Consider the following 21629-nt stretch of genomic DNA (forward strand, 5'->3'; position numbering starts at 1 on the left):
TCCGCCCTTTATACCGCGGATCAGCTTTGCGGAAGGTTAGCTTTCACCGTGGCGATGGCCGCGATGCGCGCCGACTCCATCGCCTTGCCGATCGCCGGGCCGGTCAGACCGGCAGCCACGAAGCTGGCGGCATCGACTGCGGCGGCGGCGACGCGGGCGTCGCGCAGATAATCCGCCTGCGGATAGGTATCGTGTTCGTGGCCCAGCCGACCGCGCTTGTCCGCGGTGCAGGCGAGCAGGAAGGTCTCCAGCCGTGCCGGGCGGCGCAGGGCGTCGAGTGCGGCAAGCAGCTTCAGCACGGTGGCCGGTTTCAGTTCGAACGCGCGATGCGCGTTGAGATGCTCGCGACAGACCAGTTCGGCCAGCGCCGCGTGCTCGGTGGGCACTTTCAGACGTGCTGCCAGTGCACGCAGCGGCGCCACGCCGCGGTGCTCGTGACCGACGTGGCGCGGCAGCTCCGATGCGGGCGTCAGTGCCTTGCCGAGGTCATGGGTCAGGGCGCAGAAGCCGACCAGGTCATCGCCCGGTGCCAGCTTTGCCGCCTGATCCAGCACCAGCTCCAGATGCACGCCGCAGTCGATCTCCGGATGGAACTCCGCACGCTGCGGTACGCCGTACAAGGCGTCGATCTCCGGAAACAGCACGGCCAGCGCGCCACACTCGCGCAGCACGCTTACGAACGCCGACGGCTGCGCCTCGCCCAGCGCCTTGCGCGTCTCCGCCCAGACCCGCTCCGGCACCAGGTGATCCACCTCGCCGTCGCGCACCATCTGCTGCATCAGCGCCATCGTTTCCGGCGCCACGGTAAAACCCAGCGGCGCGAAGCGCGCCGCAAAGCGCGCCACCCGCAGCACGCGCACCGGGTCCTCCACGAACGCCGGCGAGACATGCCGCAGCAGGCGCGCCTCGATGTCGCCCAGGCCGCCGAACGGGTCGGTCAGTGTACCGTCCGCGTCCTCGGCAATCGCATTGATGGTGAGGTCGCGCCGCGCCAGATCCTGCGCCAGCGTCACCGTGGCGTCGGCCTGGAACACGAAGCCGTGATAGCCACGCCCGGTCTTGCGCTCGGTGCGCGCCAGCGCGTATTCCTCGCCGCTGTCCGGATGCAGGAATACCGGAAAGTCCTTGCCTACCGGCTTGTAACCCAGCGCAAGCAGGTCCTCGGGCAGGGCGCCGACCACCACATGGTCGCGGTCGCCTGCCGTCCGTCCCAGCAATTTGTCGCGGACCGCGCCGCCGACCAGGTAGATGTGCATGCAGGGGATTCTGCCATGCGGCTGCCGGCAGCAGGCGCCGATCACGTCGTACGAACCACGCTTTATGCCGTCGCGGTGCTCGCGTAAGCTGGCGCGAAGACAGACAGGGGGCATCCGGACGATGGAGGAAATGCGCTTGCATACGCGCATGCGCGACCGCGCCGCGGACTTGCCGCCGGCTGCGGCGGACCTGCTTGAACGTGCCACTGACGCGCTTGATCAGCACAATCTTCAGGCGGCCGAAACCACCCTGGCCGAAGTGCTGGCGCTGGTACCGGATTGCACCGAGGCCTTGCGCCTGCAAGGCCTGGTGTGGCATGTGCGCGGCGACTATCGGCAGGCGGTGGAGCGGTTGCGACAAGTGCAGGCGCGGCTGCCGGACGATCCGCTGGTGCGAACGAACCTTGCGACCGCCTTGTATGCCAGCGGCCAGTCGGAGGAGGCGCTGTCGTGCCTGCAACAGGGCTGCGCGATGGCGCCGGATTTCGCGCCGGCCTGGTACAACCTCGGCAAGATGTACATGTTGCAGGACCGCCCGGCCGGCGCCGTCACGGCATTGCACCGCGCGCTGGATCTCGAGCCGGAGCATGTGCCTGCACGCATGCAACTTGCGCGGGCCGAGGCGAGCCTGGGGGCGATGCAGCCGGCCAGCGAGAATTATCGTGAGGTCCTGCGTCTTCAGCCCGACCATGCGGATGCATGGATCGGCTTGGCTGACCTCGACGTCCGCTTCAGGCCAGACGATGTGGCGCAACTGCAGCGAGCGCTGCAGTCGCCGGGAGCAGACCAGCATGCGCGGATCTGCTTCGGCTTCGCGCTGGTCCGTGCGCTGGAGGACGTGGGCGATTTTCCCGAGGCCTTCCGCGCGCTGCGCAAAGCCAACGGCATGATGCATCGGCTGCTGCGCTGGAACGCGGTGAAGGCCACGACGCTGATGAACACCTTGCGCGAGCTGTTCGCGCATCCGTTGGCACCGGCAAGCGATGCGAGCCTGGGCCATGGCGTCACCTTCGTCGTGGGCATGCCCCAGGCCGGTTCCTTGCTGACCGGGCAGATCCTCGCCGCGCACCCCACGGTGGCGATTGCCGACGAATTGAGCGAGCTGGAAAAACTGCTGGACGCCGAGTCGATGCGTCGACAGCAACCTTTCTGGCAGTGGATGACCGTGGCCACGCCGGCGCAATGGCAAGGCCTGGGAGAGGCGTATCTGGCCCGTAACGAGCCTCTGCGTGACGGCAAGGCGCATTTCGTCGACCGCACGCCGGGCAACTGGCGCCTGGTCGGGGCGATCGCCGCGATGCTGCCGGGCGCGCGTGTGGTGAACAGTCGCCGTGGCGCACTGGAAACCTGTTTTTCCTGCTATCGCCAGCTGTTCGTGGATGGCCACGAATTCAGCTACGACGTCGACCACGTGGTGAGCTACTGGTCCGACTACGATCGCCTGTGCCGGCATTGGCGCCGGACCTTTCCCGCCAGCTTCCTCGATCATGACCACGAGGCGTGGGACTCGGATCCCGCGCCGCAGGTACGCCGGCTGCTGGATTTCTGCGGTCTGCCGTTCGATCAGGCTTGCCTGGACGTGCATCGCACGCAACGCGTCGAGCGCGCCGCCAGCAGCATGGCGGCGGGCCAGCTGATCCGTCAGGACGCCTTGCGCTGCGCCGCCTATGGCGAGCAGCTGAACCGGCTGCGCGGCTTGTTGCGCATGCGTCTTGGCGCAGACTGAAAGCGCCTGGCCAGCTGCCCGATCAGCGTCGCCGCGAGCGCATGGCATCCAGTCGGCGTTGGCGCTGCGGCGGTTCGAGCAAGGACGCCAGTTCGGTGCTGAACGCCCGTGGCGTGATGCCCAGCGCGGCATAGCCGTCGACCTTGCCGACCGAGTCGGTGCGCAGCGAGCGGAAGTTGTCCAGCGAGAATGGTTTGCCGGGAAGCCACTCGGCGACCTGCGCCTGCAGCCGGCCGAGACCATCGGGCAGCGCGAGGATTGGCGTGCGCAGGCCGGCCTGATCGCGGATGCGGCGCACGATGTCGCCGAGGGTCAGCACTTCCGGGCCGTACAGCTCGAAGCTGCGCCGCCGCCCGAGGTCGTCGCTGCCGACACAGCGCGCGATCGCCTCGGCCACGTCGCCGACCCAGGTCGGCGCCATGCGCGACGTGGCGCGCGCCAGCGGCAGCGTCGGCATGCGCCGCAGCAACCTGGCGAAACGTCCGACCAGCCCGTCGCCGCTGCCGAAGATCACGCTGGGCTGGTAGATCGTCCAGTTCAGCGAGGACGCCTTGACCAGGGCCTCGGCCTCGCCACGGGTCTTGAGGTATTGCGACAAGCCCTGGCCGGCCTTGAGCGAGCTCATCTGGTGCAGTCGCGGCACGCCGCTGGCCTCGCAGGCGGCGATCAGGCGCCGGGTCAGCTCGACGTGGACGCGCTGGAACGTGTGCTGACCGTTGCGATTGAGGATGCCGACCAGATTGATCGCCGCGTCGGCACCGCTGAGCGTCGCGCGCAGCGCTTCGTCATCGTAGATGTCGAGGCTGCGCACGCTCACGCCGGGCAAGACGCCAAGCTGGCGATGCCGCTCGCGGTTGCGGCTGAGCAGCACGATGCGATGGCCGTCGGCGGCCAGCCGCGGTACCAGGTGGCTGCCCACGAAACCCGTGCCGCCGAGAATGACAAGTTGCCGTATCGCCATGCGTATTCAATCCTTGGCGGGTGGGGTGGCCTGCCTGGTTGCCGCGGCGGCGGCGTCGGTGACTGCCGTCGATGTCGCCAGCGGACACTGGATGGCACGGCGCGCCACGCTCGGCCCCGGCGGTGCATAGGGTTGCCCGATCGGGCTCATGCGTACTGCCAGGGGCACCACCGTGCCATGCAGGCGCCAGTCGTAGATCACACTGAAGGCCATCACCCGGGCCACGTATTCGCGGGTTTCCTTGTACGGGATGGTGGCCACGAACAGCTCCGGCGCCAGCGTGCCGCGCTGGGCCAGCCACTGGTCGACGCGGTTCGGTCCGGCGTTGTAGGCGGCGCTGGCCAGCCAGGTCGAGCCATTGAATCGTTGCGCCATCTGCGCAAGATAGCGCGTGCCCAGCGCGATGTTGGTGCTGGGGTCGTACAGACTGGCCGCGCCATCCCAGTTCAGGCCGTTGCGCCGGGCCACCAGCGCCGCGGTGCTGGGCAGCAGCTGCATCAGTCCGCGTGCATCGGCACCGGAGCGGGCATCGCTCATCCAGGCGCTTTCGGCGCGCAGAATGCCGTAGGCCCAGGCCGGCTCGATGCCGGCCTGCTCGGCCTGCGGCACCAGACCATCCTGGCTGGCCAGCGGAAAGCGCAAATCGTACAGACGCAACGCATCGCCACTGCTCAGGGTGAATACCGCGCGGTCGTACCAGCCGCGCCGATTGGCCAGGTCGGCCGCGATCCGTCGGCTGGCCTCGTCGCTGTCGCGCAGCGCCCGGGTCCATTCGCGCCGCGCCAACTGCGGCAGGTCGACCGCGAACAGCTCGAACGCGCGCTGCAAGCCCGGTTGCGACAACAGCTGCTGCTCGCGCTGCGCATTGTCGGCCAGGGTCAGCGGGCAGATCGCGTAGGGCTGCTTCAGCTGGTCGGCGGCCAGAAAGCCGAAATAGGTGGCTTGCGTGGCCAGCGCCTCGAAGCGCTGTCGTGCCTGGTCGGCGTGGCCGGTGGCAGCCAGCGCGCGGGCGCGGAAGTACAGCCACTCGCCGTCCTCCTGCAGGCTGGTCGGCATTGCCTCGATGGCGGCCAGCACGGCCGGCCAGTTCATGCGCGCCAATGCCACGCGGGCGCGCCACTCGCGGGTGCTGTCGTCCTGCGCGGCCGGTGGCAATGCGGCCAGCCGCGCCAGCGCCCCATCGTCGAAATCGGTGGCATGGAACAGCGCCAGCGCGCGCAGGATCTGGTCACGCTGCTGCTGACTGAAGTGGAAACGCGGCTCCAGTTGCTGCCACGCCGTATCGGCATGGTCGGAGTCGCGCCGCGCCAGCCGCACCAGCGCCAGCGTTGCTGCCTGCCGCGAACGCGCGGTATCGCCCCATCCGTTGGCCTTGGCCAGTGCATCGGCCGGATCGCGCAGGGCCAACGCCAATTGCTGGGCGCTGGCCTGGTCGGTGCCCGGCAGCCAGGCAGCCAGGCTGGCGATGGTGCCGGCCTGGCCGGCGTCGGCGGCGCGGTCGATGCGCGTCCACAATCGCGCGGTGGTCAGCAGGCCTTGCGCCTGCGCGGCATTCAGCACCGGGTCGCAGGCACCGGGCAGGTTCGGGCTGGTCCACAGCGAGGCCAGGTCGCGCTCGAAGTCCAGCTTGCCGCCCTGCGCCAGCTGCGCTTGCAGCGCGTAGCAGCTGAGCGTATCGCCGAGGCCGGGTTGGTACAGCGCCTGGAAGTCGTTCCAGTCCTGCCGACGCGCCAGTTCCTGCAAGAAGGCGCGACGCAGGTCGGCCGCGGGAATCCAGTCGGGATACTTCTCGAGATAGGACTCCACCGTGGCGCGATCGACCTGCCGGATGTCGTGTTCCAGCGCAGCGGCTTGCAGGTACGGGTACAGCGGATAGTGGTGCAGCCCGCGGGCCAGCTGGTGCCAGTTGGCATCGCCCTGCTGCGCGGCCGCATAGGCCTGCTTGAACGCGCTGCGCTGGGCGGCAGTCGGTGCGCCGGCATGCACGCTGGAGGCCGCCAGCCAGGTGAATATCAGTACCAGCCAGGGCGACCAGGCTCGGCGCGACGGGGTGCAGACAACAGGCATGGAAACTCCGCGATTCGAACTGGCCGCAGTGTAGTGGATGGCGCCGTCCGGCTTGTTTGGGTTCGGTGAGGATGCGGCGCGTGCTGTTAAGCTGGCACGCTGATTCACCCCTCACTCACGGACCCGGCATGTCGTCAAAACCTGCGGCTGTTCTTCGTCGAGAGGGCCTGGTGTGGTTGGCGTTGGCGGGCGCGGCGCTGGCTGCCCTGTACTGGTGGTGGGCGATCGGGCGGCCGGTGAATCTGCCGGATGCGCCTTCGGCGCGCATCGCCTGCGTGTCGTACGCGCCCTTTCGCTTGCCCGGCGAGACGCCACTGGACGGCAGTGCGTTCATCAGCCCCGAGCGCATCGACGCCGACCTGCGCGTGCTGTCGAAACGCTTCGATTGCGTGCGCACCTATTCGCAGGGACAGGGGCTGAGTGCCGTGCCGCAAATTGCGGGGCGCTATGGCATGAAGGTGCTGCTGGGCATCTGGCTGGGCAACGACCGCGCGGCGAATGCCAGCCAGATCCAGCTTGGCATCGCCACCGCGCGCGAGTACCCCGAGGTGGTGCGTGCGGTGATCGTCGGCAACGAAGTGTTGCTGCGTGGCGACTTGTCCTCGACCGAGCTGGCTGCTGACCTGGCCCGGGTCCGCGCGGCGGTGCCCGAACCGGTGACCTATGCCGACGTGTGGGAGTTCTGGCTGCGGCATCCCGAGCTGGCCGACTCGGTCGACTATCTGACCATCCATATCCTGCCCTACTGGGAGGACCGGCCGGTGCCGCCGGAGCAGGCGGTGCAGCACGTGGCGACTGTGTATTCAAAGGTGCAGCAGGCGTTTCCGCGACGGCGCGTGATGATCGGCGAAACCGGCTGGCCCAGCGCCGGGCGGTCGCGCCAGTCAGCCAGTGCCAGCGTGGTCAACGAGGCCCGTTACCTGCGCGACTTCCTGCGCTACGCGGCGCAGGCCCAGCTGCCGTACAACGTGATCGAGGCCTTCGACCAGCCGTGGAAACGCGCGCAGGAAGGCACCGCCGGTGGTTATTGGGGCATTTTCGATGCACGGGCGCGCCCGAAGTTCGCGATGCAGGGCCCGGTCGTCGAGGTCCCGCGCTGGTGGCTGGGCTGGTTGGCAGCGGCGGCGTGCGGCGCGGTGTTCGTGCTGGTCGGGGCATGGCGACGGCGTCGTCGTGGTTGGCGCGATGCGCTGGCGAGGGCTCTGGCCGGGCTTGCCAGTGGCGCTGCCTTGGCGTGGCAGTTCCGCCAGATGCTGTTCGCGTGCCGCGACGTGTGGGAATGGGTCGTGTCTTTGGCGGCCTGCGTGCTGGCCTTGTTCACTGCCTTGCGCCTGGCGGGCTGGATCGGGGCACACCTGTCCGGGGCGACGCGTCAGTTCAAGCCTGGGTGGCTGCGGCTGGGCTGGTTGTTCGGCCTGGCGTACTACGGCCTGTTGCTGGTTTTCGATGGACGCTATCGCGACTTTCCGCTGGGTCTGTTTTTTCTGCCGTGCATGGGTTATGCGCTGGCCGGCGTGCTGTCCGAGCCAGGCCGGCGTGTCATGCCGCGGCTGGAACAGCGCTTCCTGGCCGCGTGGCTGCCGCTGCTGGGGGCGGTCGTGGTGGTGCAGGAGGCGGGGCGCAATCCGGTGGCCTGGCTATGGCTGGGATTGAACCTGCTGCTGGCCCTGCCGGTGCTGCTCGACTGGCGTGCTGCACGCATTCGCCTGCAGGCGCAGCAGGCGTAGGCTGCCGAGCAGCAGGGCCAGCGCGCCGGCCTCGGCGCCATACAACTGCATTGCGAACAGCCCGAGTGCCGCAGCCAGCCAGGCGAGCGCACGACGTCTGAAAACCAGGGCAAGCACGGCAGCGAGCAGGGCCGCCACGTCGTAGATGTTGTGCAGAAAGCCCAGCACCAGCGCGGTTCGCAGCTGGCACCACCACGGGTGGTGGGTGCTGCAGAATTGCCCCATCGCGCTGGATTCGATCAAGCCGAAGCGCAGCGCCGCCGCGCCCGATCCAACCGCCAGCAACAGCAGCCACGGCATGGCCAATCGCCACGGCGACGAGGTCATCGACGCGTCCGTGGCTCGGACTTGATGCCCACGTGCGCAGGCAGGCGGATCTCTGCCGCCACCGGCAGGTGATCGGAAAACGCCTGCGGCAGCGCCCAGGTCTTTTCGAGCTGGATCGCCTCCGAGGTGAGGATGTGATCCAGCGCCCGGCGCGGCTTCCAGCTGGGAAAGGTCGGGGTGGGCTGGGCGGGAGGCTGCAGGCCGCATTTGGCAAACAACTGGCGCATTTCCGCGCTGTGCGGTTCGGTGTTGAGGTCGCCCATCAGCACGGCGTGCGGAAAGTCCTGCAGCAGTTCGGCAATGAAGGCGAGCTGGCGTGCACGCGCGGGGGCGCTCAGTGACAGGTGCGCGATCATCACCGCCAGCGCATTCTTGCCCTCGCCGAATTGCGCCAGCAAGGCGCCACGGCCGGGGATGCGGCTGGGCAGCGGATAATCCGTCACCGAACTCGGTTCGAGCCGACTGATCAGGCCGTTGGCGGAGTGTGCCAGCTTGGCCACCGGCCGGTTGGGCTGGTGACTCCAGAACGGCAAGCCGGAGGTTTCGGCGAGATAGCGGGTCTGGTTGAGGAAACCCGAGCGCAAACTGCCGGCATCGGCCTCCTGCAGACCGATCAGGTCAAACCCGGCAAGCACCTCGGCCAGCCGGTCCAGGTTGTCCATCTTGCTGCGTCCGGGCAGCACCGCGGTAAGACTGCGGGTCACGTAGTCGCGGTAGTGCTGCACGCTGGCGCCCGCCAGAATATTGCAGCTGAGCAGCCGCAGACGGCGTTCGGCAGGGGCAGTGGAGTTGATCGCGGCGCGACTCATGGCAACACACGGCAGTAATGGAGGGGTGATCGCCTCCCCCGGCATGCCGGGCAGGCAATCAAAGACAGCATGCACGCAGCTGTGTGAACACGACGCTTGCCGCGCGATTCCGTGCGCCCCCGGAGCCTGATGTCGCTGCTACTTTCCCGCGAGCTCGCGCTTGGTCAGCCACAACGCCACCGCCAGCATCTTGGCGTGCGAGCGATCCGTGATCACGCGATACTTGCCGTCGATCACCAGACTCGGCGTGCCGTCGACCTGCCATGTGCGCAGCAGCTTGAGATCGCGCTTCATCTTGTCGGTGGTGGCCTCGGAGGTGGCGATGCGCATGAAGTCGTCGCGATTGACGCCTTCGCGTGCATAGAAGTCCGCGATCTCATCCATCGAGTTGATCGGGTAATGCTCGCCGAACTTGGCAACGAACAGCTGCAAGTGCGTGTGGTCGACCACGCCGAGTTGTTTGGCGGCGTAGTAGCCGCGCGCAAACGGCACCCATGCGGCGTTGAACGGCGCGGGCATCAGCTTGAACTCGGCACCTGCCGGCAACTCCTTGCGCAGCTTTTCGGCATCGGGCGCGAAGCTGGCGCAGTGAATGCAGTCGTACGAGAAGACTTCGACGACCTCGACCTTGCCCGAATTGCTGTAGCGCTCGTGCGGGGCGGGCAGGGTGACATAGTCGGTGCCCTCGACATACGGCGCCGAGTCGCTGGATTGCGCGGTGCAGGCGCTGGTCAGCAGCAAACCGGCAAACAGGGCCAGGACGTGCAGACGGGCGAATCGCTTGAGCATCGGGTTGTTCTCTTCTCTCGGTCGGACGTGGGGCCCCACGGGAGCGGGATTGACCGGGCTGGCCCTACTTGCCGGCCTGTTCCTTGGCAATCAGCCATTGGGTCAGCTCGATCGTCTGAGCATAGCCGCCAGCGGTGCTCGGACCATAGCGATACTTGCCATTGACGACCATCGAGGGCGTGCCGTCGATGCCGTAGGCCTTCACCAGGTCGTCGGCCCGCTTCATCTTGGTGTTGACCGAGAACGAATTGGCGACGGCCACGAACTCTTTCGCATCCACGCCGAATTTCTTGGCGTAGAACTTGGCGATGTCGTCGATTGTCGGCCACGCTTCCTTCGGCTTCAGGCCGGTGCCCTTGAGGTTGTAGGTGGCCGTCTCGCCGGTTTTCCAGGTGGCGTCGAACATCGCGTCATAGCTTTTTTCGGCCAGGCCGAGCGCCTGTGCGGCGTAGAACGCGCGCTGGTAGACCACCCAGTTCTCATCGGGGCGGAACGCGGCCGGCAGGTAATTCATCACCGCGCCGGCAGGCAGGCTCTTGCGGATCTGGTCAGCCGTGCTGTGGAAGGCGTTGCAGGCCGGGCAGCCAAACGAGAACACCTCGGTGACCTCGATCTTGCCGGGATGGCTGGTCGGCTGCTGCGGATCGATCAGGAAGTAGTTCTTGCCCTCCACCCATTTGCCGTTGTCGACGAACGGTACGGCCGCCGCGGCAGGTGCGGCCGCCGCCGCGGTGTTGTCGCTGCTTGCCGGGGCGATGCTGCCGCTGGTGGCGGGCGCAGCTGCCGAGGCGGTCGGGGCCGGACTGCTGGCGGTCGCTGCCGGCGTCACTGCGGCGGTGGTGCTGCTGGCAACGGGCGCCGGCTGCTGTACAGGCTGACTGTCCTTGTCATGACTGCAGGCGGCAAGCGCGAGCAGGGCGGCACACAGGATAGGCAGACGCTTGAGCATGGCAACCTCGGATCGGCGAAACATGAAACGGCAGCGCCGACCTCGGGTCGGCGCAGGATCGGTCAGGGCGTGGCAGCGGCAGGCTGGCCATCGGTGCCGTGCAGGCCTTCGATGTAGCTTGCCAGCGCGGCGATGTCGTTGGCGTCCAGTTTTTTGGCGATCGTCGGCATGATCTGCGAATGCGCGTCGGTGCCCCAGCTGTCGCCGTCATGCCAGGCCTTCAGCGTCGCCTCGATGTACTGCGCGTGCTGGCCTGCCAGGTGCGGATACATCGCACCGGGGTTGCCACTGCCATCGATGCTGTGGCAAGCCATGCACGCCGGTACGCCAAGCGTGGGGTCGCCCTGGCGGAACAGGGTCTGGCCGCGCTCGACCAGCGCCTGGTCAGCCACGCCTGGCACCGGCTTCTGGCTGGCGAAGTAGGCGCCGATGTCGTGCATGTCCTGCGTCGAAAGCGGCGTGGCCATGCCCAGCATGATCGGGTTCTGGCGCTTGCCGGATTTGAAATCGGTCAGCTGGCGCACGATGTACTGTTCGCTCTGGCCGGCCAGTTTCGGGTATTGCGCATCGGCGGAATTGCCATCCAGCCCGTGGCAGGCACCGCAGACCGCGGCCTTGGCCTGACCGGCGGTGGCGTCGCCCGGCTTGATGGCGGCCTGCTCCGCAACGGCAGGGGTTGCTTCAGCGCTGCCGGCGGCTGCGGGAGCACTCGCGGTAGCGGCGGACGAAGGGGCGTCCTGCGCGATGAGGGCCGTGCTGGACAAGGCCAGCGCGAGAGCCACAGCGGCGCCGAGAACGACCGGCCGAAAACCAGCGGAGCGAAAACTCATACACTTGACTCCCGAGAGACTTGCAAAAGCCGTCGGTCAGGCCCTCAGACCTGCCACCGACAGAAACCCCGGAATTATCCCGTGCCACCCTGCCTTGGTCAAACCGTCCCCATGTCCAATCCCCTACAGGGCGCGCAATTCATGCTCGCCGCTCACCGCATCAGCCAGCTTCCAGCCGACCACGGCGCCGAAGTCGCGTTCGCGGGACGATCCAATGCCGGCAAGTCCAGCGCGCTCAATGCCCTGACCAATCACAAGGGGCTGGCGCGAACCTCGAAGACGCCGGGGCGCACCCAGCAGATGGTTGCCTTCAGCCTGCCGCCGCCGGCTCAGGTCAACGGGCAGCCGCCTGCAGAGGTACGTCTGATCGACCTGCCGGGCTACGGCTATGCCAAGGTACCGCTGGAAATGCGCGAACACTGGAAGGTGGAGATCGACGCCTATCTGCACCAGCGGCGCAGCCTGCGCGGACTGGTGCTGATCGTCGACATCCGCCATCCGCTGAAGGAATTCGATCGCCAGATGCTGGAGTTCTGCTTCGCCACGCAGTTGCCGTGCCACGTGCTGCTGACCAAGGCCGACAAGCTCTCCCGTGGTGCGGCCGCACAGGCCCTGGCCGCCCTGCGCAAGCAATTCGCGACCGAGGCGCCGCATGCCACCGCACAGATCTTTTCGTCATCCGCCGGCACCGGCGTGGAGGAAGCCCGCGAGGCGGTGGCCGCGTTGCTGCGGCAGCGCCGCGGAACGTTTCAGCACGATCGCGGCGACTGATCCGCCGCGCGCTGCGCTGCGAAAACCACCGTTTTCAGCGCAACCAGCGTTCGGCGAATTCATCCGGCGGCACGGCGCGACCGATCAGATAGCCCTGGATGTGGTCGCAGCCCATGTCCACGAGCAGCGAGAGCTGGGTTTCTTCCTCGACCCCTTCCGCCACGATGGTGTAGTCCAGCGTCTTGGCCAGCGCGATGATGTGCCTGACAATTTCCTGCTGGCGCGGGTCGGTGGAAAGCCCCCGGATGAAGGCTTGGTCGAGTTTGAGTACGTTGGCCGGGATGCGCGTCAGATAAACGAGCGAGGAGTAGCCGGTTCCGAAATCGTCCAGCGCCACGCCGACGCCCGCGGCGCGAAGTGCGACCAGCGTCTCGCGCACTTGGCGCGAGTCATTGACTGCGGTCGCTTCAAGTATCTCGATTTCCAGGCGGCGCGCATCGAGTTGATAGCGCTTCAAGCCGGTCTTGACCCCTTCCAACACCGCGGCACGCTCAAACTGCACCGGCGACATGTTGATCGATATGGTGATCGGCGGCAGCCCTTCGTCCTGCCATTGGCGCATTTGCGCGAAGGCACGATCTAGCACCCAGTCGCCCAGCCAAGAGCCCAAGCCCATTTCGTCGAGCACGTGCACGAACGTGCCAGGCGGAACCAAGCCTCGCGTGGGCGAAAACCAGCGCACCAGGGCTTCCGCGCCCACGATCTGCCGTGTGCGGGCCTCGACCTTCGGTTGGAAATGCAACACGAGCTCGCTTCTTTCGACTGCCTTGCGTAGCTCCTGAGTCAAGTCGAAATGGATTTTCGATTGCCGGGTGAGGTCGCTGGAGTAGAACTGGAAGCCGCCCGGCTGTCCGCGCTTGGACTTGTACATGGCGGCGTCCGCCATCTGCAGCAGTTCGTCGAAGTGGTTGGCGTTTGCCGGGTACAGCGCAATACCCATGCTGGCGGGCGTGTTGATCTGGTGCCCGTTCACGGTAACCGATTCGGACAAGGCGCCGCGCAGGTCGCGCAGTCGTTCCTCGAGAATGGCGCGCTCTTCGCCCCTTGCCAGGTCCTGCACGAGCATCACGAACTCGTCGCCACCCAGACGGGCAAGCAAGTCGCATTGTCGAACGTGCTGATTGAGGTTCGTGGCGCATTGGAGCAGCAGTTGGTCGCCGCTGGCGTGCCCGAGCGTATCGTTGACCTGTTTGAAATTGTCGAGGTCGATCAGGATCAGCGCGACCCCGGTCTGGCTGCGCTCCGCCCGACGGATGGCCTGTTCGCACCGATCGCGCAGCAGAACCCGATTCGGCAGGTCGGTCAGCGCATCGTGGTGGGCCTGATGATAGAGCTTTTCTTCCTGCGCCAGGCTGGATAGCGCGATGCCAATTCGGTCGGCCAGGGCACGACCACCCTGGATGACGGTGTCGAGCGGCTCGCGTGGCGTCAGACTAGCCAGCAGCAGCACCTGTTGCAGCTGGTTGTCGTTGCTGATGGGGAACGCGATCAGGCGCGCGGCCTGTTCGTGGCAAAGCCGATGCAGGAATTCCTCCGGCAGAAGGTTTGGCGGAAGGATGCTGGCTGGTTGGGTGCGGCTCAGCGCGCTCAGGTCGAGTCTGACGGGGAAGGTGCGCAGGCAGCCCGCGTCGCGTTCCGAATCGCGCGTCAGCAGGTAATAATCTTCCTCACCCCCATGCACCAGCAAGCCCGCCCCGTCGCTGGGGATGGCTTTGCGAATGTGCCCCAGCACCTCGCTTGCAACGTGCTCCATGCGTGATGCACTGATGATGGCTCGGTCGAGGTCGCTCAGCAGGGCGAGCATGTGGAAGCGGGATTCCAGGTTGGCCGCCATGTCGTTGAACGTGCGCCCCAGCTCGGTGAACTCGTCGTTGCCAATCAGCTGGATGCGGGCGGCCAGGTCGCCGGTCGCGAGTCGGCGGGTGAGCTCGGTCAAATGCTCCAGCGGTTGCATCTGGCGCCGGATCTGCCGGATGGCCAGCGCTGCGGCGACGGCCAGCGCCAACAGCAAGATGATCGGAAACATCCGCCGGAAGTTGTCCAGCGCGCGCAGGGCCTCGGCTCGCGAGGTGACCTGCATGACGAGGAAGCCCGGGCTGTCGAACATGGGCAAAAACTTGAGCCGCCAGAGGCCGACTAGCAGATCTTCACCCGAAGCCTTCCATTGCACGGTGCCGCCGGTGCCGGTTCCGAGCGCCGACTCCAGCACCTGTCTGTTCAGCGGGGCGAGTCCAGGGGTGCAGAAGAGGGCGGTGTAATCGGCATCAAGGATGCAATACCGTTCCGGTGCGGAGTCGTTGGCCCACAACGGAACGGTCCGGATCTCCCCCACTACGGTCTTGCCCGGCATCGCGGAAGGCACCAGCAACTCGACCGGCTTTCCAGCGGCCAGCCGCAACACGCTTTTGCCGCGCGCGAGCTGGGACTGCTGTTCTCGCGTCAGCTCACTGGATGATTGCAAAGAGGTGGTGCTGAAACCAAGTTTCGCGGCTGCGGACGGCTTGCCGACATTTTCCGATGAAAGTTGTCGCAGATCGCTGGCGCGGGAATTCAATATTCCGATCAGGTTCATGCCGAACGATTTGCTGTCGGCGCGAAGCTGTCGATATGCGGAGTCCAGCAGAAGCGTACTGACCTGGTGATAGACGTACCAGGCCATGCCGCTCATGGGAATCAACGCCGCCAGGAGAAACTGCAGGATAAGGCGCCGGCTGACCTTGCCTGACAGGTAGATGCGCATTTGGCGAGCCTAGAAATCCTGGGCCGTGCCGATGTAGCTCCCGTTGCCTGCGCGCACGATGTCATCGCGGGCAAAATTGGCCGTCAACTGGGTCTGGGTACGCCCATCTGGACCGAAACTGTACAGGTCGAAATCCGTGTTGAGCGGGTTCATGTTCTTGTCCCGGCGAATTTTGCCTTTCTTCGGCGGCGGTTTGGTGTCGATGGGCATGTATTGATACGGATTGCCCCAAGGATCGAGCGCCGGTTCCTTGATGCCAATCTCTGACAGACTGGCGGGATAGGTCGAATGCTGCGCGTAATATTCCTCGATTTTTTGTGCGGTGGAGGTCAGGAACGCCACCGCGTCATTGCCGTGTATTTTCGTCTCGGCCTTCATGTAGATCGGTACGGCGATCGCTGTAAGCAGCCCCATGATGATGACCGAGATCATCAGTTCGACGAGGGAAAAGCCGGCGCTTCGCTGGAGCGGTTTCTTGATCATGGCAATCGGGACATGTTCTCAATGCGCATGGGCCGGCAAGGAGCTTCGGTAGATGGTGAGTCGCCCTCTCGTTAACGGCGGGGGAGGACCGATCTTGAATACCACGAAACGAGCCGGTCCCCAAGAAAATGCGCCGCAAGATGCGAGGCGCGCGAGATGGGCGCAAATGCAAGTGACCGTGACCGCCCAAGGGGCTGCCGGATCGGAAAACTTTCAGTCGCCCCCCTGCACGCGGCGCAGGCGCGCGCGGATCAGGTCGCCACGGAGTCCATGAACGCCTTGCACAGGGCTTCCATCCCGACCTGATCGTCCTCGTCGAAGCGGTCGGTCACCGGGCTGTCGACATCCCACACGCCCAGCAGGGAGCCATCGGATTTGATCAACGGCACCACGATTTCCGATTGCGAGGCGGAGTCGCAGAAGATGTGGTTGGGATGCGCGTTGACGTCGCGCACGAGCTGGGTCTGGCGGCTTTGCGCGGCGGTGCCGCAGACGCCGCGGCCGAGCGCGATACGGATGCAGGCCGGCTTGCCCTGGAACGGGCCAACGACGAGTTCGGTGCCGTCGAACAGGTAGAAGCCGGCCCAGTTCAGCTGCGGCAGGCTGTGGTAGATCAGCGCGCTGAAGTTGGCGGCGTTGGCGATCAGGTCGCGCTCGCCGTGGAGCAGTCCGCGCGCATGCTGCAGCAGATCCCGATAGTGTTCCTGCTTGCTGGCGTAGGTCTGGGGCTTGGACTCGAACATGGAAAGGGATCCGTCGGCAAACGCGTATTATGCGCCGGACCATCGCGGACTTCTTCATGCATCACGAACGTACAAATGCCGTGTTCATCGCCGGCACCGATACTGGAATTGGCAAAACGCATGCTTCATGCGCCCTGATTCATGCGCTGCGATCCGCTGGTTACAGTGTTTGCGGCATGAAGCCGGTGGCAAGCGGTTGCTCGCAGACCCCGGATGGGTTGCGCAATGACGACGCGCTGGCATTGCAGGCCGCGGGTAGCGACGCGACGCTTCCGTATGAACTCATCAATCCGGTTGCGCTGCGCGATCCTCTTTCGCCACATCTGGCTGCGTTACATGACGGCGTGCGGATAACGTTGAAGCCAGCCCGGGCTGCGTTCGAGCAGCTGTGCACCGATCACCAACGGGTGGTGGTGGAGGGTATCGGCGGTTGGATGGTGCCGCTGGCGCCGGGCTTGCTGGCCTCGCACATCGCCCGTGAATGGGAATTGCCGGTCATCCTGGTGGTAGGCCTGCGTCTGGGCTGTCTCAACCATGCCCTGCTCAGCGCGCGGGCGATCCTCGCCGATGGCTGTCGCCTTGCGGGCTGGATCGGCAACGGGATAGACCCGGACATGGAGGCCGTAACAGAGAACCTGGATACGCTGCGGGAGTTGTTGCCGGCACCCTGCCTGGGTGTGTTGCCGCACGATCTGCCTCCGGCGCAGGCTGCCGAACGTCTGGGAGCGGCGGTGACGGCGCTGGAATGAGGTTCTTCACATTCGGCGTGCTTGGATAGACACCAATATCCACGCTCGGAGGCAACATGGCCCGCAATCGCTACTATCTCTCCATCGCCGACCTTGCCCATGCGCGCGGCGAAGACACCCGTTTCAGTTATGACGGTGCAGGCCCGAATGATTTCGCCGCCGCGCTGCAACAGGCACTGCGCGGTGACGGCTTGTTCCAGCGCTGGCGCGCCGCGCAACCCGATCCCGATGCGGTGGATGCCAGCCTGGGAGCCACCGATCCCGCGGCCGAAGTGACGGCCAAGGTGGCCGATTTGCATACCGACGTGGAGCTCACCACCAGCCTGCCGATGAGCGTGGTGCGGCATCGCTTGTATCTGCTGATCGGATCGTCCTGGCAGTTGCGCGACATGCGCGCGGCCTGATCGAGCCGATCGCATGATCCTGCGGTTGTTTGGAAACTGGCAGCCGTATCGGTAAAGTCGGGAATTGCCAACCTATCCCGTCCCGTCGCGGACGCTCTGACTGGGGAACCCGATGCTTCGTCTCCGCCTGCTTGTGATTGCCACCACGGTCGCCCTTGCTGCCTGTTCGCAGCAACCCGATGCCAACCATTCCACTCCCGCGACCACCGCTTCGGTGGCGACCGCCAGCACCGCCGCACCGGCCACCGCCATGTCGAGCAATCCGTTCTTCCAGGCCAGCACGCTGCCGTTCCAGGCGCCGCCGTTCGACAAGATCACCGATGCCGACTACCAGCCGGCGATCGAGGAGGGCATGAAGCGCCAGCTGGCGGAGATCCAGAAGATCGCCGACAACCCCGAGCCGCCCACGTTCGAGAACACCTACGTGGCGATGGAGAAATCCGGCGTCATGCTGGATCGCGTGATGGCCGTGTTCAATGGTGTCACCGCGGCGAACACCAACGACACCTTGCAGAAAGTGCAGGAGGAAGAGGCGCCGAAGCTGGCCGCGCACCAGGATGCGATCTATCTCAACGACAAGCTGTTCCAACGCGTCGAGGCGGTCTACAACCAGCGCGACAAGCTCAATCTCGATCCCGAGTCGGCGCGCCTGGTCGAGGTGGTCTACAAGAACTTCGTGCATGCCGGTGCCAAGCTGTCCGAGGCGGACAAGACCAAGCTGAAGAAGATGAACCAGGAGGAATCCAGCCTCAGCACCTCGTTCACCAACAAGCTGCTGGCAGCGACCAAGGATGCCGCTCCGGTATTCAGCGACAAGAGCAAGCTGGCGGGCCTGTCCGATGCCGAGCTTGCCGCGGCCTTGCAGGCCGGCAAGAACCGCAAGGAAGACGGCAAGTACGTGCTGTCGCTGCAGAACACCACGCAGCAGCCCGAGCTGCAGGACCTGGACGATCGCGCCACCCGCAAGCAGCTGTTCGAGGCGTCGTGGAATCGCGCCGAGCAGGGGGACGCCAACGACACCCGCAAGACGATCGAGCGCCTGGCGCAACTGCGCGCGCAGGAAGCCGCGCTGCTCGGCTACCCGAACTACGCCGCATGGAAGCTCGACGACCAGATGGCCAAGACACCGGCCACGGCGATGAACTTCATGGACAAGCTGGCACCCGCCGCGGTGGCACGCGCCAAGCGCGAGGCGGCCGACATCCAGGCGCAGATCGACCAGGACCAGAAGGCGCTCAAGCAGCCCAGCTTCAAGCTGGAGCCGTGGGACTGGAACTACTACGCCGAGCAGGTGCGCAAGGCGAAATACGATCTGGACGAGAACCAGATCAAGCCCTATTTCGAGCTGGACAACGTGCTCAAGAATGGCGTGTTCTACGCCGCCAACCAGCTCTACGGGTTGACCTTCAAGGAGCGCAAGGACATCCCGGTGTACCAGCCGGACGTGCGCGTGTTCGAGGTGTTCGACAAGGACGGCAAGTCGCTGGCGCTGTTCTATGCCGACTACTTCAAGCGCGACAACAAGGGTGGCGGCGCGTGGATGGACAACTTCGTCGGCCAGTCCAGGCTGATGAACACCAAGCCGGTGATCTACAACGTCGCCAATTTCACCAAACCAGCCGCGGGCCAGCCGGCGCTGCTGTCGTTCGACGACGTGACCACGATGTTCCACGAATTCGGCCATGCGCTGCACGGCATGTTCGCCGACGAGGAGTATCCGACCCTGTCCGGCACCAACACTGCGCGTGACTTCGTCGAGTTCCCGTCGCAGTTCAACGAGCACTGGGCCAGCAATCCCAAGGTGTTCGCCAACTACGCCAAGAACTACAAGACCGGCAAGCCGATGCCGCAGGCATTGGTCGACAAGATGAAAAAGGCCGGCATGTTCAACAAGGGCTATGACATGACCGAGTTGGTCGCCGCGGCGATGCTCGACATGAACTGGCACATGCTCGGCGCCGACGCGCCGCTGCAGGATGCCGACAAGTTCGAGGCGGCTTCGCTGAAGAAGGACGGGGTGGACCTCGGCTACGTGCCGCCGCGCTACCGCTCGAGCTACTTCCAGCACATCTGGGGCAACGGCTACGCCGCCGGCTACTACGCCTACCTGTGGACCGAGATGCTCGCCGATGACGCCTTCGTCGAGTTCAAGGAAAACGGCGGCCTGACCCGCGCCAATGGCGATCGCTTCCGCAAGATGATCCTGTCGCGCGGCAACACCGAGGACCTGGCCAAGATGTACAAGGACTGGCGCGGCAAGGACCCCAGCATCGAGCCGATGCTGGAGAACCGCGGCCTGAAGGAAGTGCCGAAGAAGTAAGCCCCTCGCGTCACGTGGCACAAGAAAGCCGGCATTGCCGGCTTTTTTGTGGGCGCGAACGACCTCGCCACGAGTTTCCCAAGCAAAAAGGGCCTGGCGGTTTTCGCGGCGTGGGACAATCGCGACTGGTCTAACGGAGCGAGCCGCGTGGACAGCCATCAATTCTTGCAGACTGCCGTGGTGTTCCTGCTCGCCACGGTGATCATGGTGCCGCTGACCAAGCGTTTCCGACTGGGCGCGGTACTGGGTTATCTGCTGGCTGGCGTCGTGATCGGGCCGCAGTTGCTGGGGCTGGTTCGCGATACCGAGGGCGTCGCCACGATCTCCGAGTTCGGCGTGGTGCTGATGCTGTTCGTGATCGGGCTGGAGTTGTCGCCGCAGCGCCTGTGGGTGATGCGGCGTTCGGTATTCGGCACCGGCTTGCTGCAGGTGCTGGCCAGCATGCTGGCGATTGCGGCGGTGGCCTACTACCTGTTCGGCCTGACCGGCAAGGCAGCCGCCATCGTCGGCGGCAGTCTCGCGTTGTCCTCGACCGCCTTCGGCCTGCAGATCCTGGCCGAGCGCAAGGAGGCCGGTGCAGCCTACGGACGTCAGGTGTTCGCGATCCTGCTGTTCCAGGACCTGGCGGCCATTCCGCTGATCGCCGCGGTGCCGCTGCTGGCCGCCTCGACGGCTACCCATGTCGATCTGTTCGGCGTGTTGCGCACGGTCGGCATGATCCTGGCGGTGGTGGTTGGTGGCCGTTACCTGTTGCGGCCGGTGTTCCGCTTCGTGGCCAAGGCCGACTCGGTGGAGGTGTTCACCGCCACCGCCCTGCTGGTGGTGATGGGTGTGGCGTGGCTGATGGAGCTGGCCGGCGTCTCGGTCACCCTGGGCGCGTTCCTTGCCGGCATGCTGCTGGCCGATTCGGAATACCGGCACGAGCTGGAATCCAATATCGAGCCGTTCAAGGGGCTCTTGCTGGGCTTGTTCTTCATCAGCGTCGGCATGTCGATGGACTTGTCCCTGCTGTGGCATCGACCGGGGCTGATTCTGGTGTTGGTGACCATGCTGCTGTTGCTGAAGGGACTGCTATTGTGGCCGCTGGGCCGGCTGCTGGGCGGACTCAATCGCTCCGACACGCTGCGCCTGGTGGTGCTGCTGGCCTGTGGTGGCGAGTTCGCCTTCGTGGTGTTGCGGCTGGCGGCCGACCAGCAACTGCTCAGCATCGGCCAGCGCGATGCGCTGGTGCTGGTGATCACGCTGAGCATGGCTCTGACCCCGTTGCTGGTGGTGCTGGCGGCGAGGGCACTCAATGTGCGTCCGCGCAAACCGGCGCGCGAGTTCGACACCATCGACACCGCGCCGCCACGGGTGATCATCGCCGGCTTCGGCCGGGTCGGCCAGATCATTGCCCGCGTGTTGCGTGCGCAGGGCATCTCGTTCGTGGCGCTGGAGCATTCGGCCGACCAGGTCGATTTCTCGCGCCGTTTCGGCACGGTCAACCTGTTCTTCGGCGACCCGGCGCGGCCGGAGTTGCTGCGCGCGGCGCAGGCGGCCACGGCCGAGGTGTTCGTGCTGGCCACCGATGACCCGGAAGCGAACCTGCGCACGGCGCGACTGGTCAAACGGCAGTATCCGCACCTGAAGATCGTGGCGCGGGCGCGCAACCGCCAGCACGTGTTCCGCCTGCTGGACATGGGTGTGGAAGACCCGGTGCGCGAGACCTTCCATTCCAGCCTGAAGATGACCCGCAAGACGCTGGAGGCGTTGGGGCTCTCGCATGAGTTCGCGGTGGACCGGGTCGAGCGCTTCCGTCGCTACGATGAGGATCTGCTGAAGAAGCAGGCGCTGGTCTATGACGACGAGACCAAGCTGATCCAGAGCAACCGCGATGCGTTGGTCGACCTGCAGCGCCTGTTCGATGCCGATGCGGCGCCCGATGCCGAGCGCGAACGCGCCAGGGAATCGCGCGAGTCGCCCGGCCCCGAATGACCTG

At 65.7% G+C, this 21629-nt stretch carries 18 protein-coding genes; 7 read left to right on the top strand and 11 right to left on the bottom strand.

What is annotated here, in order from left to right; all coding sequences use genetic code 11:
* Window positions 1-20 precede the first annotated feature (20 nt).
* Entirely contained in the window at window positions 21-1256 is a 1236-nt protein-coding gene (locus tag AC0L58_RS00565) for a multifunctional CCA addition/repair protein (protein WP_473685630.1), read from the bottom strand.
* 130 nt (window positions 1257-1386) lie between these two features.
* On the opposite strand from AC0L58_RS00565, the gene AC0L58_RS00570 reads away from it, so the two are divergent.
* Complete coding sequence (locus AC0L58_RS00570) at window positions 1387-2982, top strand: tetratricopeptide repeat-containing sulfotransferase family protein (RefSeq protein WP_473685632.1); 1596 nt, start codon at window positions 1387-1389, stop codon at window positions 2980-2982.
* A gap of 22 nt (window positions 2983-3004) precedes the next feature.
* On the opposite strand, the gene AC0L58_RS00575 is transcribed toward AC0L58_RS00570, so the two are convergent.
* Together AC0L58_RS00575 and AC0L58_RS00580 are read right to left on the bottom strand one after the other, a co-directional pair.
* Complete coding sequence (locus AC0L58_RS00575; RefSeq protein ID WP_473685634.1) at window positions 3005-3943, bottom strand: complex I NDUFA9 subunit family protein; 939 nt, start codon at window positions 3941-3943, stop codon at window positions 3005-3007.
* A gap of 6 nt (window positions 3944-3949) precedes the next feature.
* Window positions 3950-6010 (bottom strand): transglycosylase SLT domain-containing protein, encoded by a 2061-nt coding sequence (locus AC0L58_RS00580; RefSeq protein WP_473685636.1) that lies wholly within the window; start codon window positions 6008-6010, stop codon window positions 3950-3952.
* Window positions 6011-6138: 128 nt separating this feature from the next.
* Between AC0L58_RS00580 and AC0L58_RS00585 the strand changes: the two genes are divergently transcribed.
* On the top strand, window positions 6139-7737 hold the full coding sequence (locus tag AC0L58_RS00585; protein WP_473685638.1) for a glycoside hydrolase family 17 protein: 1599 nt from the start codon (window positions 6139-6141) through the stop codon (window positions 7735-7737).
* Here AC0L58_RS00585 and AC0L58_RS00590 read toward each other — a convergent pair.
* The 5 genes from AC0L58_RS00590 to AC0L58_RS00610 form a co-directional block, all read right to left on the bottom strand.
* Entirely contained in the window at window positions 7648-8064 is a 417-nt protein-coding gene (locus AC0L58_RS00590) for a hypothetical protein (protein WP_473685640.1), read from the bottom strand. The genes AC0L58_RS00585 and AC0L58_RS00590 overlap by 90 nt on opposite strands.
* Window positions 8061-8873, bottom strand: coding sequence for an endonuclease/exonuclease/phosphatase family protein (locus tag AC0L58_RS00595; RefSeq protein ID WP_473685642.1), 813 nt, complete (start codon window positions 8871-8873; stop codon window positions 8061-8063). Before AC0L58_RS00595 ends, AC0L58_RS00590 begins: the two co-directional genes overlap by 4 nt.
* A 138-nt stretch (window positions 8874-9011) precedes the next feature.
* Window positions 9012-9662, bottom strand: coding sequence for a thiol:disulfide interchange protein DsbA/DsbL (locus AC0L58_RS00600; RefSeq protein WP_473685644.1), 651 nt, complete (start codon window positions 9660-9662; stop codon window positions 9012-9014).
* 64 nt (window positions 9663-9726) lie between these two features.
* Complete coding sequence (locus tag AC0L58_RS00605; protein ID WP_473685646.1) at window positions 9727-10611, bottom strand: thiol:disulfide interchange protein DsbA/DsbL; 885 nt, start codon at window positions 10609-10611, stop codon at window positions 9727-9729.
* Window positions 10612-10673: 62 nt separating this feature from the next.
* Window positions 10674-11441, bottom strand: coding sequence for a c-type cytochrome (locus AC0L58_RS00610; RefSeq protein WP_473685648.1), 768 nt, complete (start codon window positions 11439-11441; stop codon window positions 10674-10676).
* Window positions 11442-11552: 111 nt separating this feature from the next.
* On the opposite strand from AC0L58_RS00610, the gene yihA reads away from it, so the two are divergent.
* Complete coding sequence (gene yihA / locus AC0L58_RS00615; RefSeq protein WP_473685650.1) at window positions 11553-12212, top strand: ribosome biogenesis GTP-binding protein YihA/YsxC; 660 nt, start codon at window positions 11553-11555, stop codon at window positions 12210-12212.
* 34 nt (window positions 12213-12246) lie between these two features.
* Here yihA and AC0L58_RS00620 read toward each other — a convergent pair whose 3' ends face one another.
* The 3 genes from AC0L58_RS00620 to AC0L58_RS00630 all read right to left on the bottom strand — a co-directional run bounded on the left by AC0L58_RS00620 (window position 12247) and on the right by AC0L58_RS00630 (window position 16178).
* Window positions 12247-14952, bottom strand: coding sequence for an EAL domain-containing protein (locus AC0L58_RS00620; RefSeq protein WP_473685652.1), 2706 nt, complete (start codon window positions 14950-14952; stop codon window positions 12247-12249).
* 9 nt (window positions 14953-14961) lie between these two features.
* Complete coding sequence (locus AC0L58_RS00625) at window positions 14962-15435, bottom strand: type IV pilin protein (protein WP_473685654.1); 474 nt, start codon at window positions 15433-15435, stop codon at window positions 14962-14964.
* 251 nt (window positions 15436-15686) lie between these two features.
* Window positions 15687-16178 (bottom strand): GAF domain-containing protein, encoded by a 492-nt coding sequence (locus AC0L58_RS00630; protein WP_473685656.1) that lies wholly within the window; start codon window positions 16176-16178, stop codon window positions 15687-15689.
* Window positions 16179-16234: 56 nt separating this feature from the next.
* Here AC0L58_RS00630 and bioD point away from each other — a divergent pair, with 56 nt between their 5' ends.
* The 4 genes from bioD (at window position 16235) to AC0L58_RS00650 (ending at window position 21625) form a co-directional block, all read left to right on the top strand.
* On the top strand, window positions 16235-16927 hold the full coding sequence (gene bioD, locus AC0L58_RS00635) for a dethiobiotin synthase (protein WP_473685658.1): 693 nt from the start codon (window positions 16235-16237) through the stop codon (window positions 16925-16927).
* Between the two features lie 56 nt (window positions 16928-16983).
* Window positions 16984-17331, top strand: a complete 348-nt coding sequence (locus AC0L58_RS00640) for a hypothetical protein (protein ID WP_473685660.1) — start codon at window positions 16984-16986, stop codon at window positions 17329-17331.
* A 112-nt stretch (window positions 17332-17443) separates the two neighbouring features.
* Window positions 17444-19651: a peptidyl-dipeptidase Dcp gene (gene dcp / locus AC0L58_RS00645; RefSeq protein ID WP_473685661.1), complete on the top strand. Its 2208-nt coding sequence runs from the start codon at window positions 17444-17446 to the stop codon at window positions 19649-19651.
* A gap of 147 nt (window positions 19652-19798) precedes the next feature.
* Window positions 19799-21625 (top strand): monovalent cation:proton antiporter-2 (CPA2) family protein, encoded by a 1827-nt coding sequence (locus AC0L58_RS00650; protein WP_473685663.1) that lies wholly within the window; start codon window positions 19799-19801, stop codon window positions 21623-21625.
* The last annotated feature ends 4 nt before the right edge of the window (window positions 21626-21629 follow it).

It is taken from the genome of Rhodanobacter sp. G2-10 (genome assembly GCF_055809185.1).

Coding starts and splice junctions, on each gene's coding strand:
- AC0L58_RS00585 (WP_473685638.1), top strand. CDS start 6,139: ATGTCGTCAAAACCTGCGGCTGTTCTTCGTCGAGAGGGCCTGGTGTGG.
- AC0L58_RS00590 (WP_473685640.1), bottom strand. CDS start 8,064: ATGACCTCGTCGCCGTGGCGATTGGCCATGCCGTGGCTGCTGTTGCTG.
- AC0L58_RS00620 (WP_473685652.1), bottom strand. CDS start 14,952: ATGCGCATCTACCTGTCAGGCAAGGTCAGCCGGCGCCTTATCCTGCAG.
- AC0L58_RS00625 (WP_473685654.1), bottom strand. CDS start 15,435: ATGATCAAGAAACCGCTCCAGCGAAGCGCCGGCTTTTCCCTCGTCGAA.
- AC0L58_RS00640 (WP_473685660.1), top strand. CDS start 16,984: ATGGCCCGCAATCGCTACTATCTCTCCATCGCCGACCTTGCCCATGCG.
- AC0L58_RS00580 (WP_473685636.1), bottom strand. CDS start 6,010: ATGCCTGTTGTCTGCACCCCGTCGCGCCGAGCCTGGTCGCCCTGGCTG.
- AC0L58_RS00595 (WP_473685642.1), bottom strand. CDS start 8,873: ATGAGTCGCGCCGCGATCAACTCCACTGCCCCTGCCGAACGCCGTCTG.
- dcp (WP_473685661.1), top strand. CDS start 17,444: ATGCTTCGTCTCCGCCTGCTTGTGATTGCCACCACGGTCGCCCTTGCT.
- yihA (WP_473685650.1), top strand. CDS start 11,553: ATGTCCAATCCCCTACAGGGCGCGCAATTCATGCTCGCCGCTCACCGC.
- AC0L58_RS00575 (WP_473685634.1), bottom strand. CDS start 3,943: ATGGCGATACGGCAACTTGTCATTCTCGGCGGCACGGGTTTCGTGGGC.
- AC0L58_RS00565 (WP_473685630.1), bottom strand. CDS start 1,256: ATGCACATCTACCTGGTCGGCGGCGCGGTCCGCGACAAATTGCTGGGA.
- AC0L58_RS00570 (WP_473685632.1), top strand. CDS start 1,387: ATGCGCTTGCATACGCGCATGCGCGACCGCGCCGCGGACTTGCCGCCG.
- AC0L58_RS00600 (WP_473685644.1), bottom strand. CDS start 9,662: ATGCTCAAGCGATTCGCCCGTCTGCACGTCCTGGCCCTGTTTGCCGGT.
- AC0L58_RS00630 (WP_473685656.1), bottom strand. CDS start 16,178: ATGTTCGAGTCCAAGCCCCAGACCTACGCCAGCAAGCAGGAACACTAT.
- AC0L58_RS00605 (WP_473685646.1), bottom strand. CDS start 10,611: ATGCTCAAGCGTCTGCCTATCCTGTGTGCCGCCCTGCTCGCGCTTGCC.
- AC0L58_RS00610 (WP_473685648.1), bottom strand. CDS start 11,441: ATGAGTTTTCGCTCCGCTGGTTTTCGGCCGGTCGTTCTCGGCGCCGCT.
- bioD (WP_473685658.1), top strand. CDS start 16,235: ATGCATCACGAACGTACAAATGCCGTGTTCATCGCCGGCACCGATACT.